The sequence below is a fragment of the Lactobacillus sp. C449L genome (genome assembly GCF_059900815.1).
This window is the reverse complement of record NZ_JBWXGA010000002.1, coordinates 54,751-67,194: the sequence shown is the minus strand read 5'-3', so window position 1 is coordinate 67,194 and position 12,444 is coordinate 54,751. Positions and strand designations below refer to the sequence as shown.

The 12,444-nt window shown below is 38.5% G+C and carries 12 protein-coding genes; 11 read left to right on the top strand and 1 reads right to left on the bottom strand.

Features of this window, described 5'->3' with window-relative positions:
• Positions 1–179: 179 nt before the first annotated feature.
• The 5 genes from AC2JF9_RS03755 (at position 180) to alr (ending at position 5,025) form a co-directional block, all read left to right on the top strand.
• Entirely contained in the window at positions 180–425 is a 246-nt protein-coding gene (locus tag AC2JF9_RS03755) for a type B 50S ribosomal protein L31 (protein ID WP_500725460.1), read from the top strand.
• A 116-nt stretch (positions 426–541) separates the two neighbouring features.
• On the top strand, positions 542–1,909 hold the full coding sequence (locus AC2JF9_RS03750) for a UDP-N-acetylmuramoyl-tripeptide--D-alanyl-D-alanine ligase (RefSeq protein ID WP_500725459.1): 1,368 nt from the start codon (positions 542–544) through the stop codon (positions 1,907–1,909).
• 10 nt (positions 1,910–1,919) lie between these two features.
• Complete coding sequence (cshA, locus tag AC2JF9_RS03745) at positions 1,920–3,461, top strand: degradosome RNA helicase CshA (RefSeq protein WP_500725458.1); 1,542 nt, start codon at positions 1,920–1,922, stop codon at positions 3,459–3,461.
• A gap of 77 nt (positions 3,462–3,538) precedes the next feature.
• The gene (acpS, locus tag AC2JF9_RS03740) at positions 3,539–3,892 is read left to right on the top strand and encodes a holo-ACP synthase (protein WP_500725457.1); all 354 of its coding nucleotides are present in this window, start codon (positions 3,539–3,541) and stop codon (positions 3,890–3,892) included.
• Positions 3,893–3,894: 2 nt separating this feature from the next.
• Positions 3,895–5,025 carry an alanine racemase gene (alr, locus tag AC2JF9_RS03735; protein WP_500725456.1) on the top strand — a complete coding sequence of 377 codons (1,131 nt, stop codon included), beginning with the start codon at positions 3,895–3,897 and terminating at the stop codon, positions 5,023–5,025.
• Positions 5,026–5,073: 48 nt separating this feature from the next.
• Here the strand turns inward: alr and cbpA are convergent, their stop codons facing one another.
• A complete protein-coding gene (cbpA, locus tag AC2JF9_RS03730; protein WP_500725455.1) occupies positions 5,074–5,781 on the bottom strand; it encodes a cyclic di-AMP binding protein CbpA in 708 nt (235 codons plus the stop codon).
• A gap of 213 nt (positions 5,782–5,994) precedes the next feature.
• Between cbpA and pth the strand changes: the two genes are divergently transcribed.
• From pth to tilS, 6 genes are all read left to right on the top strand, one after another.
• Positions 5,995–6,561, top strand: a complete 567-nt coding sequence (gene pth / locus AC2JF9_RS03725) for an aminoacyl-tRNA hydrolase (protein WP_500725454.1) — start codon at positions 5,995–5,997, stop codon at positions 6,559–6,561.
• A gap of 1 nt (position 6,562) precedes the next feature.
• On the top strand, positions 6,563–10,054 hold the full coding sequence (gene mfd, locus AC2JF9_RS03720) for a transcription-repair coupling factor (RefSeq protein WP_500725453.1): 3,492 nt from the start codon (positions 6,563–6,565) through the stop codon (positions 10,052–10,054).
• A 15-nt stretch (positions 10,055–10,069) separates the two neighbouring features.
• A complete protein-coding gene (locus tag AC2JF9_RS03715) occupies positions 10,070–10,312 on the top strand; it encodes an RNA-binding S4 domain-containing protein (RefSeq protein ID WP_500725452.1) in 243 nt (80 codons plus the stop codon).
• 76 nt (positions 10,313–10,388) lie between these two features.
• Positions 10,389–10,769, top strand: a complete 381-nt coding sequence (locus AC2JF9_RS03710; RefSeq protein WP_500725820.1) for an FtsB family cell division protein — start codon at positions 10,389–10,391, stop codon at positions 10,767–10,769.
• The gene (locus AC2JF9_RS03705) at positions 10,766–11,128 is read left to right on the top strand and encodes a S1 RNA-binding domain-containing protein (protein ID WP_500725451.1); all 363 of its coding nucleotides are present in this window, start codon (positions 10,766–10,768) and stop codon (positions 11,126–11,128) included. The genes AC2JF9_RS03710 and AC2JF9_RS03705 overlap by 4 nt, the downstream gene beginning before the upstream one ends.
• Positions 11,118–12,377 (top strand): tRNA lysidine(34) synthetase TilS, encoded by a 1,260-nt coding sequence (gene tilS / locus AC2JF9_RS03700; RefSeq protein ID WP_500725450.1) that lies wholly within the window; start codon positions 11,118–11,120, stop codon positions 12,375–12,377. Before AC2JF9_RS03705 ends, tilS begins: the two co-directional genes overlap by 11 nt.
• Positions 12,378–12,444: the final 67 nt, after the last annotated feature.

Here is a 12,444-nt window from a genome sequence, read left to right as displayed (position 1 = left end):
AAAAGAAAACCGTCTTTTGCCCTGCCTGATTTGACAGTGCAGTTAGTCACTTTTAAAAAATCTAATAACGTTGGTATAATAAATAAGTCTTGAAATCTACGTTGGAAAATGTTATTGTATTAGACGTTAATCGATTAATCTATGACTTGCAATAAAGTCATGGCAAAGGAGTAATAAACATGAAACAAGGCATTCACCCAGATTACCATCAAGTTGTCTTTATGGATTCCGCAACAGGTGCAAAATTTGTTGCTGGTTCAACCATGGAGTCAGAAGAAACAGTAGATTATGAAGGTAAGACTTATCCATTAGTTCGAGTTGAAATTACTGCTGATTCACACCCATTCTACACAGGCAAGCAGAAGTTTGCCCAAGCCGATGGTCGAATCGACAAGTTCAACAAGAAGTATGGTATGAAGAAGTAATATCTTTGATCTGGTGGAAGCAGTCCCATTGGGGCTGCTTTTTTATGTAAGGCACGAATATTATCATAAATTAGTGTGCTTTTACTGAAATTTCTTATTAGGTAGGAGAAAATTAAATGAAAATGCAATTGGCGGAAATTGCCAAAGCAATTAATTCAACCTGTGAAGGTAACGACCAAACTGTTATTACTTCTGTTGCCTTTGACTCAAGAAAGATTGCAGAAAGTGGCTTATTTGTTCCACTTAAAGGTGATCGAGATGGTCACGACTTCATTAACAGCGCAATTAGTAACGGCGCCAGCGCAACGCTGTGGCAAAAAGGTCATCCTAATAAACCTGATAATATCGCAGTTCTTGAAGTTGACGATCCACTGCAAAGTATGCAAAAACTGGCGCAGTACTACTTGGATAAAGTGAATCCGACGGTGGTTGGAATTACCGGGTCTAACGGCAAAACTACTACTAAAGATATGACTGCAGCTGTTTTAGCTAAGCGTTTCAATGTGCACAAAACCGATGCTAATTTTAACAATGAAATCGGTGTGCCAATGACTATTTTAGACATGAAACCAAATACTGAAATTTTGGTACTGGAAATGGGTATGGACCATGCAGGTCAACTGCACCAATTAAGTGAACTTACTCATCCAGATGTGACCGTAATTACAATGATTGGTGAAGCTCACATTGAATTTCTCGGTTCACGTGAAGGCATTGCGGATGCCAAAATGGAAATTACTGACTTCTTACGCGAAGATGGTGAATTTATCTACAATGGTGACGAACTGCTTTTACGTGAGCGAGCTGAAAAAATCAGTCAGTCAAAGGTTACTTTTGGCTTTGCCAAAGATGATACTGTCTATGCTACAAGTTTTAGAAGCTATAAACACCACGCTACCTTTACGATTAATCAATCCGAACGGCAATTTACGATTCCAATGATTGGCAAACACAATGTTTCTAATGCTTTGTCTGCACTTTGTGTTGGTCGCCACTTTGGTGAAAGTGATGAAGAAATTGCAACTGCCTTAGCTAGTTTTACCCCAACAGCAAACCGCATGGAGTGGGAGAAAGGCGATGTGGGTGAAGACATCATGAGTGATGTTTACAACTCAAATCCCACTGCTGTTCGTGCTGTTTTAACTAGTTTTGGACAAATTCAGGTTCCCTCAGGTAGTCGTCGTATCGCTGTCTTGGGTGATATGCTAGAATTAGGACAACGATCTGCTGAGCTTCATGCTGGATTAGCAGACTGTCTTGATCCTCAAGTGATTAACGAAGTATATTTATATGGCTCAGAAATGAAGAATTTAGCTGATGCACTAAAGGCTAATTACGGGCCAGAAGAATTGCATTATTATAAAAAAGATCAGATGCAGCCAATGATTGCTGATCTGAGAAATGATATTAAGCCGCACGACATAGTTGTTCTAAAAGGATCACATGGCATGCACCTTGAAAAGGTAGTAGAGCGGCTTAGATAAGGAGAATTTAGTGAAATTTTCGGAATTAGGATTAAATGATGAGCTCTTAAAAGCCATTAAACGTTCAGGCTTTGAAGAAGCAACACCAATTCAGGAACAAACAATTCCTCTTGCCCTTGCTGGCAAGGATGTAATCGGTCAAGCTCAAACTGGTACCGGTAAAACGGCTGCTTTTGCTTTGCCTATTTTACAAAACCTAGACAAACATAATAAGGTAATTCAGGCGTTAATTATCGAGCCGACGCGTGAATTAGCCATACAGACCCAAGAGGAACTTTTCCGTTTAGGCCGAGACGAAAAGGCCAAAGTTCAAGTAGTATACGGTGGTGCAGACATTGGACGCCAAATTCGTTCCTTGAAAAACCATGTACCAGCTATTTTAGTTGGTACTCCGGGCCGTTTACTCGACCATTTGAAGCGAAAGACGATTAGCTTAGAAGATGTTAATACTATCGTTTTGGATGAAGCAGATGAAATGCTAGACATGGGGTTCATTCAAGACATTGAGAGCATTCTAGGCTACGTTAAAAACCGTAAGCAGACTTTGCTGTTCAGCGCAACCATGCCCAAACCAATTTTAAATATTAGTGAAAAGTTCATGCATGATCCTGAGATTGTGCGAATTAAAACTAAAGAATTAACTGCAGACTTAATTGACCAATACTTTGTTCGTTCAAAAGATTCGGAAAAATTTGACATTATGTGTCGATTAATCGATGTTGAAAGTCCGGATTTAGCAGTTATCTTTGTTCGAACTAAACGACGCGTTGACGAAGTGACTCGGGGCTTGCAAGCACGTGGATATAACGCTGCTGGTATTCATGGCGATTTGACGCAAACTCGCCGGATTAGTGTGTTGAAACGGTTCCGGGCTGGCAAGCTTGACATCTTAGTAGCAACTGATGTTGCTGCTCGTGGTCTTGATATCTCAGGTGTTACCCACGTATATAATTATGATATTCCACAAGATCCTGATTCTTACGTTCACCGTATTGGGCGTACCGGTCGTGCTGGTCAAAATGGTAGTTCAATTACTTTTGTTACGCCAAATGAAATTGGTTATATGCGGACTATTGAACAGTTAACAAAGAAAAAGATGACTCCACTTCGTCCGCCGTCAGATGACCAAGCGCTACGGGGACAGTTAAAGATTGCAAAATCAAAAATTGAAGACTTGATGAAGGAAGATTTAAGTAAGTACACTGACGACGCTAGTGAATTACTTGAAAACTATTCCGCAGTTGATTTAGTTTCAGCTCTTTTGAAGAACCTTTCTAAAGACTCGTCTGACGTTGAAGTTACGATTAGTTCAGAAAAACCATTACCATATAAAGGTGGCAATAACCGTCGAGGCGGTGGTGGCCGAGGTCGTGGTCGTTACAGTCGCGGTGGCGGCCGTAACGGTGGCGATCGTGGCAGTCGAGGTGGATATCGTGGCGGTGACCGTAATCGAAGTGGTCGCGGCGGCCGCAGCAATAGTAATGGTCATAGTAGCCATTCTAACCATTCCGGTGGCAGTCACAGTTTCGTTATTAAGAATAAAAAAGATTAACGATTTTACTAAAAAAGAGTTGTGACCAAGAACAACTCTTTTTTTGTATTATAATTTTTCCTTAAGAGGTAAGAAAAATGATTTTTGGCGTTGGCATTGATGCAGTAGAAGTTGAACGAGTAGCTAAAATTGTAGCTAAAGGAGACAGTTTTGCTAAAAAAGTACTAACTCCAAGAGAGTTTGCGCAGTACCAAAAATTGGAAGGAAAACGCCAGATTGAGTACTTGGGTGGTCGCTTTTCCGTCAAAGAAGCCTTTTCAAAAGCAATGGGAACGGGTTTAGGACAAGCAATCGGGTTGCATGATGTAGAGACCCTCTGGGATGAAAGTGGGAACCCAGTTACTACTTCAGTCAAGTTTGATGGCAAGATTTTTTCAAGTATTACCCACGATAACAATGAAATAGTAACTTTAGTTGTATTGGAGAAATGAAAATGGTTCCTGGAATACATCGACCGGCAGCTGTTCATGTGGACTTAAGTGCAATTAAGCAAAACATTGAACAAGAAATTAGTCATCTTGAACCGGGGCAAAAATTATTTGCAGTTGTAAAAGCCAATGCATATGGTCACGGTGCTGTTAAAGTAGCGCAAACAGCTGTCAAAGCTGGCGTTAGCGGTTTTTGCGTAGCTATTTTAGACGAGGCTTTGGAACTACGTCAAGCTGGAATTACTTTACCAGTTTTAGTATTAGGCGTTACGCCAGCTGTGTATGCTCCGCTGGCGGCCGAAAACAACATTTCCCTAACAGTTCCTGATTTAGCATGGCTAAAAGCAGCAAATCAAGAAATGGCAAAAACGAATTTGCGCTTAAAGATTCATTTGGCGATAGATTCAGGAATGGGGAGAATTGGTTTCTCAGAAGACGCTGAATTTGTAGCGGCTAACGACTTTTTGCTTGCTAATACTCATTTTGATATCGAGGGGATGTTCACTCATTTTGCCTCAGCTGATAGTAGTGATGATGCCTACTTTTTAGACCAGGTAAAACGTTTTGAACACATTAAAAGCTTGCTTAAGCTCAAGCCTAAGTGGATTCATGTTGATAATACTGCGGCTAGTGTTTTTAATAAAAAGGTGCATAGTGACTTAGTTCGCTTTGGTATAGGGATTTATGGGCTAAATCCATCATCTAATCCTGCAACTTCCGACTTACCAGTTAAAATTAAACTGCAACCGGCTTTATCATTTGAAAGCGAATTGGTCCAGGTTCACACAATTCACAAAGGTCAAGGTGTTGGATACGGAACAACATATATTGCCGATAGTGATCAGCTTATTGGTACCGTACCGGTCGGATATGCTGATGGTTTTATTCGCAAATTCCAGGGTTTCAAAGTTCAAGTTGGTGATGTATATTGTCCAATTGTCGGTCGCATATGCATGGATCAATTAATGGTACGTTTACCATATGACTTGCCGGTTGGAACAAAAGTTGTTCTTATTTCGAAAGACCCCAAAGCACCAAATAATATTAAGGCTGCCGCAGATTATGTTGATTCAATCCATTACGAAGTAGCTTGTTTACTAGACGATCGTTTGCCACGAATTTATAACGGAGAATAAAAAGCACTGCAAGTTAATGCAGTGCTTTTTAGTATTATCTTTTATTAATTAGTCGTCATTAACATCGGTAACAAAGACACCAGGATTTTCATCACTCATAATTGTCATACCAGCTTGCAAATCTTCGATTTCGGCAACTACGTATCCCTTGGCTTCAAGCTTTTTAACAATTGTTCTCATTGTGTCATCAGTTACACCAGCAGGTAAGGTGAACAAAATGCGACGCACAAAGTTGTGGTTAACTTCAGCCGCCGCGGCATCAAGACTCATTACTCCAGCAAGATCAGAGTATTTACTAATTACCTTTGCCATCTTGACTAAGTTGCCACGTGAATTGTCAGTTAAAACAGTTAAAACATAAGAACCAGTTTTAACATTCCAAGCATCCGAAAGCATATCAAGCAGACGGGAGTGAGTTAAAATACCGTAAAATTTTCCTTCTTCATCCAGCACCGAAATATAAGGTAAATCCTTAATAGTGAAGAAAACTTTAAAAAATGGCGCATCAACTTTGATGGTTTTAGTAGCATTTTTTAGCAAGTAAGTAACAGGTAAGTCCATATCTTTGCCTTGAGATTTGTGGCGATAGATATGCATTTTATAGATGTTGCCACGGAAAATCGTGCCAGTGTCGTCTAAAATTGGCACACACCGAAAGCCAGAATCTTCTAGAATTTTAAGTGCTTCTTCAAGCGTGGCGTGTTCACTAACTGTTGTTAGATAATCTTTTTTAATAACCGAAGATTTAATAAGCATTAGAATGCCTCCGTTTGTATAAATAATTCAATTAATTATATCATAATGAATATAATGATTAAATAAATATTAAAAATAAAACGATGAACATATAGAGTTTAGCACGAGCGCCCAAAATTAAAAAGCTTTTTAATCTATGAAATCAAAGTGTAATAGTTTTAGTTGCGCTAAGTTATGCTATCATTAATACGATTAAAAGTAAGGGGAATTTTGATGAAGATAATTGCTGGTTTAGGTAATCCAGGGAAAAAATATGATAATACAAAGCATAATACTGGCTTTATGGCAATAGATCACTATTTAACAGAAAATGCGCTGGAACTTGAACGCGAAAAATTTGAAGGCAAATACACTAAGCAAAGAATCAAAGACCAAGATGTAATTTTACTTGAGCCACAAACATATATGAATGATTCTGGGCGTTCAGTTGCGCAGTTTGCTCATTTTTTCAAAATTGAACCCAAAGATATTTTGATTATTCAAGACGATATGGATTTGCCACTTGGTAAAATCCGCATTCGTGCAAATGGGAAGTCAGGCGGTCATAATGGTATTAAGAGCATTATCCGTGATCTTGGTTCAAGTAACTTTAATCGGCTGAAAATTGGAATCAAGCATCCTGATAATGTAACGGAAGCCAGCGTAATTTCATGGGTTTTGTCGCCCTTCAATGCTGAACAAAAGGAACTAATGACAGCTGCCTTTGATACTAGTTGTCAGGTAATTGATGACTTTATTGCCGATAAAGGTAGTCAATTTTTGATGAACAAATACAATTAAAATGCGTTTAACAGATCTAATTGAAAAAGACCAAGAACTAACCGATTTTATTCAAAAAACGGTACAAGTTAATAACTCATTAATCACGGGCGCCACTGCCGGTGCTTTTAGTCTGCTTTTGTGTCAAATCGTAGCTAAGCTTGAGCGACCTTTGCTTTTGATTGAAGAAAATGAAAACAAGGCGCAAAAACTATATAGTGAATTGACTGCTGTGATGCCTGCTGAAAGTGTGCAGATTTTTCCGCTTGATGCCACGATTGCTACACAAACAGCTGTTAGTTCGCCAGATGAACTAAGCAATCGGATTCAAGCATTGAATTTCTTGCAAAGTGGTCAAAAGGGCATCGTTGTTACTACGCCTCAAGGTTTGCAATACCAACTATCGGACCCTAAAAAGTATGCTAATACCTGTCGTTTATTTACCCCGGGAGAAGAATTTGAATTAACTGCTTTGACTAACTGGCTAGTACAAGCGGGTTACCGTCGCGAAAACTTGGTAGCAAAGCCAGGCGAATTTGCGTTGCGCGGAGATATTTTAGACATTTATCCACTAGACCGTGAAAATCCCGTGCGAATTGAGTTATTTGGTGATGAAGTTGATACAATCAAGGAGTTTGATTTATCGACTCAACGCAGTAAAAAACAAATCGACCAAGTGACAATTGTTGCTGCCCAAGATCGTGTTTTTGACCAGGCAGATTTTCAGCGGGCTAGTAAAGCAATAACAAAAGCAATGAAAGATGCTCCTGCGCCTGAAGAAGCGGTAAAAGATCATTTTGCGCCGGCTTTGGAAGAACTAAAAGAAAACATTTTGCCGCAAAACTATCCTTTTTTGGTAGATTTTCTAATCGAGCAGCCTAGTAGTCTGCTTGAATATATGAGCGAAGACGGGTTAGTCATGCTCGATGACTGGCCATTAATTGATCAAGCGGTAAAAACGGTTGATCAACAAAATGCTGGTTTTATTGATGATGAATTAAAAACTGGAGCTGTTTTACCTGGGCAAAAGTTGCGCGCTGACTTTCAGCGGGTTTGGGCAAATGATCATCACAAACATATTTACTTTTCGCTGTTTCAACGTAGTATTGGGCGAGTTCATTTAGGTCAGTTATTTGATTGGCAAACTCGGGAACCGCAACAGTTTTTTAGTCAAATGCCACTGGTTAAAGCAGAAATTGATTCATATCAGAAAAAAAAGCAGACCGTGGTTTTGCAAGCTGATAATGAAAAACGGGCACACCAGATTAGCCAAACGATGACTGAATTTGGCATGAATATTCCGGTGGTAAAAAGTGATAAGCTAGTTGAACAGCAGACGCAAATTATTGTCGGCAGCTTTACTAATGGTTTTACCCTTCCAAATAATAATTTGGTTTATTTAACTGAACACGAATTATTTAATAAAACAACGCATCATCATCGTCGCATTAAGACCCTAGAAAATGCTCAAAGATTGCGTAGTTACACTGAATTGAAGCCAGGTGACTACGTTGTTCACGTCAATCACGGGATTGGCCGTTTTGAAGGTATTAAAACTCTGGAAAATGATGGGGTTAAACGCGACTACATTACAATTACCTATCAGCATGGTGATCAGCTATTTGTTCCTGCCGATCAATTAAAGTTGGTTCAAAAATATGTTGCTTCGGAAGGTAAAACACCGCATATTAATAAATTAGGCGGTAGCGAATGGGCCAAAACTAAGAGCCGGGTGCAGTCAAAAGTTGAAGACATCGCTGACGATTTAATTGATTTATATGCTAAGCGTGAATCTGAAAAAGGTTTTGCATTTTCTAAAGATGACAGCTTACAAAGCGAATTTGAAGATGCTTTTCCCTATATTGAAACGCCTGATCAGCTGCGAACAATAAATGAAATTAAACATGATATGGAGCAAGCAAAGCCAATGGATCGCTTAGTCGTTGGGGATGTTGGCTTTGGTAAAACAGAAGTAGCTTTGCGAGCAGCCTTTAAGGCAATTCAAGACAACAAACAGGTAGCATTTCTAGTGCCAACAACAATTTTGGCCCAACAGCACTATGAAACAATTCAAGACCGATTTAAGAATTTTCCGGTTAATTATGCGGTTTTGTCACGTTTTCAAACTCCGGCTGAAGCTAAGAAAATCACCGAAGGTATCAAAGATGGCCAAATTGACTTGGTTGTTGGAACTCACCGGCTATTGTCAAAAGATGTGCAGTTCAAAGACCTGGGATTACTGATAATTGATGAAGAACAGCGTTTTGGTGTAAAGCACAAGGAACGTCTAAAAGAATTAAAAGCTAATGTTGATGTTTTAACCTTAACTGCGACGCCTATCCCACGAACTTTGCATATGTCGATGGTTGGAGTGCGCGACTTATCAGTAATTGAAACGCCGCCATCCAACCGTTATCCAATTCAGACATATGTAATGGAACAAATTCCAAGTGTAATTAGGGACGCTTGTCAACGTGAAATTCAGCGTGGAGGCCAAGTTTTTTACCTTCATAATCGCATTGATGATATCGATGAGGTGGTAACGCAATTAGAAGATTTACTACCGAATGCACGGATTGCCAGTGTTCATGGCCGTATGAATAAAAATCAAATGGAAGATATTCTTTACCGTTTTTTAGATCGTGAATTTGACATTCTGGTAACGACCACAATTATTGAAACAGGTATTGATATGCCAAATGTAAACACCATGATCATCGAAGATGCGGATCACTACGGTCTAAGTCAACTCTATCAATTGCGTGGTCGTATAGGTCGTAGTGCTCGTTTGGCTTACGCTTACTTTTTGTATCAGCCGAATAAAGTTCTAACCGAGGTAGGAGAAAAGCGGCTTGATGCTATTCGTGATTTTACTGAACTAGGTTCGGGTTTTAAAATCGCAATGCGGGATCTAGCAATTCGTGGTGCCGGAAACATGCTTGGTTCTCAGCAGCATGGCTTTATCGATAGTGTCGGCTATGACCTATATTCTCAGATGCTGTCAGATGCCATTAAGAATCGTAAGGGTAAAAAGAAAGTTAAAAAGAGTAACGCTGAAGTTGATTTGAAACTTGAAGCTTATATTCCGGAGACCTATATTAGTGATCAAGAAGAAAAGATTGAGTTTTACAAAAAAATCAAGCTTGCTGGCACAAAAGAAATAGAGCAAATTCAAGATGAGTTAATTGATCGATTTGGTGATTATCCTGAACCAGTCGAAAATCTACTAGCTATTTCTGCATTGAAAGCTGAAGCTGACATGGCGCAAGCGCTGAGTGTTGTTAAAATAGATCAACGCGTGAAAGTTGAATTTGATAATGCAGCTAGCCGAGAGCTCGAAGGTCCCAACATTTTTAAAGCTCTGGAGCATGTAGCGCTGAAAGCTAAAATTAGTTTATCACCGCATAAACGTTTGGTTGTTTTGCTAGAACTTACAAAAAACATGTCCAACCGACAGCTTTTTAAGGAACTTACCACATTTATGACTGCTGCAAGTGATATTATTCAAAGATAAATTTTGAGGTAAAAAATGAGAATTGATAAATTTTTAAAGATTTCGCGTCTGGTAAAAAGAAGACCTGTTGCCAAAGAAATGGCTGATCAAGGTCGAATTAAGGTAAATGATAAAGTAGTTAAGTCGAGCTACGATGTTAAAATTGGTGATGTTATTGAAGTAGGCTATGGTACAAAGCAGGTCAAGGCTAAAGTTTGCGATTTGCGAGAAACCACTAAAAAAGCAGAAGCCAGTGAACTTTACGAAATAGTTGATTAATTTTTTCTTCTTTAATGACTTTTATACAGTCCATTGTTATAATAAAAATAGTATTTTTTAGTTAATAGAGGATAAAATTATGAAAGGACCACGTATTTATAACTCGCTCAGTCCGGAAGAGCGAATTGCGCGTTTACAGCGAAAGCAAGAAAAACGAGAAAAAGAAGTTCATCGGATTCGGCGAAATCGAATTATTGCTATTTTTGCGGTTTTATTTGTTTTTCTAGGCATACAGATTGCTCGGACTTATGCGCAAACTGGTCGAATCAATCAGCAAGTCGAAACTTCGAAAAAATCCCTTGATAAAATTAACACTCAAAAGACTGAGCTGAAAGCTAAACGCGATGACTTGAAGGATCCCGATTATGTGGCCAAGCTAGTGCGGTTTAAGTTCTTGTATTCTAAGCCAAATGAAACTATTTATAATATTCCTGAGGATAAGAATAACGATCAATGAAATTCCAAATAGGACAGCGTGTTACCGGTCGAATTAATAACGTTACCGATCTCGGCATTTTTGTAACACTTCCCAAACATGCTTCTGGTCTGATTCATCACAATGACTTTGGTAGCAACTGGGTTCGTGAGCAAAGAAAATATCAAATAGGTGATAGTATTAGAGTAGTCATCATTAATAATAAAGGTAAAATCGGTTTATCAAAAATGCGTTTAAATGATGCAACTTTAATTGATCCAACTAACGAGTTTTCGAACACTAAAAAAGAAGATTTTTTACCTGCTTTAACTAAAACAATGAACGATGCGCAAACTGAAATTAAGAAATTGCAACAAGAAATGACAAATTATGCTAGTTGATGATTTTTTTAGTCAATATAACTTGCCGTTAAAAAACAAAACTTTAGTGGTTGCAACAAGTGCTGGTCCGGATTCAATGGCTCTTTTGGACATGCTAAATACAATCAAAGATAAATATCATTTTCGATTGATTGCTGCTCATTTGGATCACTTGTTACGCCCAGATTCTGGGCAAGAAATTAAGATAATTGAGCAGTATTGTCGCTTTAGACAGATTGAAGTAAAAAATAAACAGTGGTCTTTGAACTTGCATCCGCAAACTGGAATTGAAGCAGCTGCTCGTAATTACCGGTATACGTGGTTGACGAAAGTGATGCAAGAAAATCATGGTGATTATCTTCTAACTGCCCACCATAGTGACGACTTACTAGAAAATATTCTACTGAAGTTTATCCGTTCTGGTAATCCTAATGAAATGAACAGTTTGCAGGCAGTTGGAAAGATGAACAACCGGACGCTATTGCGTCCATTTTTGTCTAGTGAAAAAGCCGACTTATTGGCCTATGATCAAAAGCATCAAGTTCCGTTTATCATTGATGAAACTAATAATGAGAATGACGTTCTTCGGAATCGTATCAGACATAATATTGTGCCCTTACTTAAGCAGGAAAATGCTCAAATTAAGCAAAGTGCCCTACGCTTTAGTATGCAGTTGAACGAAATGAACTCGCTAATCGAACTAGAATTTGATCAACTGCAGCAGCCAGAAGATTTTTTAGGGGTAGCATATCGTATTAAAAAAGAGTCTTTATGTAGCTTGACAGCGACACAAAAAACAGCTTATTGGCAATATTTCATTTGGCACAAATGGCATACCCGCGTTAATGAGAATCTAGGCAAATTTCACTTACTTGATTACCAAAAGTATTTTTACTTAATTAATAATAAATTACCTGACATTTATGATAAGAAGGCAATAAAACCTGGATGTGAATTTACTTTTGGCAAACGGCAATTTGTTATTTCTTTGGAAAAACTTAAAAAAGCTGAGCTAATTGGCGAATTTAATGCTTCTGCAACAGCAGTTTTAAGTGCAGGATCTATTAGTCAAGGAGAAAAGCTCCTACTAAAGAACCAGCAGCATGCTAAAAGCAAAAAGAAATTTGCTGAAAATAGTATTCCCAACAGCTTGCGTCCTTATTGTTTAACCATTTATGCCGATCAAGAGGTAGTGTTTGTTGACCAAGTGTATCAAAATCAGTTGTCTAGTATAGATGCCAAAAGATTTTACGTATATGCCAATAAATAATAAGATATTTTAAAGTATTAGAGCGCTACCTAAATTTGTGTTACACTTTTATTCGTATATCTATAGG

What these genes read in the sequence shown, in the direction of transcription:
- AC2JF9_RS03755 (WP_500725460.1), top strand. Translation starts at nt 180, where the DNA reads ATGAAACAAGGCATTCACCCAGATTACCATCAAGTTGTCTTTATGGAT.
- AC2JF9_RS03750 (WP_500725459.1), top strand. Translation starts at nt 542, where the DNA reads ATGAAAATGCAATTGGCGGAAATTGCCAAAGCAATTAATTCAACCTGT.
- acpS (WP_500725457.1), top strand. Translation starts at nt 3,539, where the DNA reads ATGATTTTTGGCGTTGGCATTGATGCAGTAGAAGTTGAACGAGTAGCT.
- alr (WP_500725456.1), top strand. Translation starts at nt 3,895, where the DNA reads ATGGTTCCTGGAATACATCGACCGGCAGCTGTTCATGTGGACTTAAGT.
- cbpA (WP_500725455.1), bottom strand. Translation starts at nt 5,781, where the DNA reads ATGCTTATTAAATCTTCGGTTATTAAAAAAGATTATCTAACAACAGTT.
- pth (WP_500725454.1), top strand. Translation starts at nt 5,995, where the DNA reads ATGAAGATAATTGCTGGTTTAGGTAATCCAGGGAAAAAATATGATAAT.
- mfd (WP_500725453.1), top strand. Translation starts at nt 6,563, where the DNA reads ATGCGTTTAACAGATCTAATTGAAAAAGACCAAGAACTAACCGATTTT.
- AC2JF9_RS03715 (WP_500725452.1), top strand. Translation starts at nt 10,070, where the DNA reads ATGAGAATTGATAAATTTTTAAAGATTTCGCGTCTGGTAAAAAGAAGA.
- AC2JF9_RS03705 (WP_500725451.1), top strand. Translation starts at nt 10,766, where the DNA reads ATGAAATTCCAAATAGGACAGCGTGTTACCGGTCGAATTAATAACGTT.
- tilS (WP_500725450.1), top strand. Translation starts at nt 11,118, where the DNA reads ATGCTAGTTGATGATTTTTTTAGTCAATATAACTTGCCGTTAAAAAAC.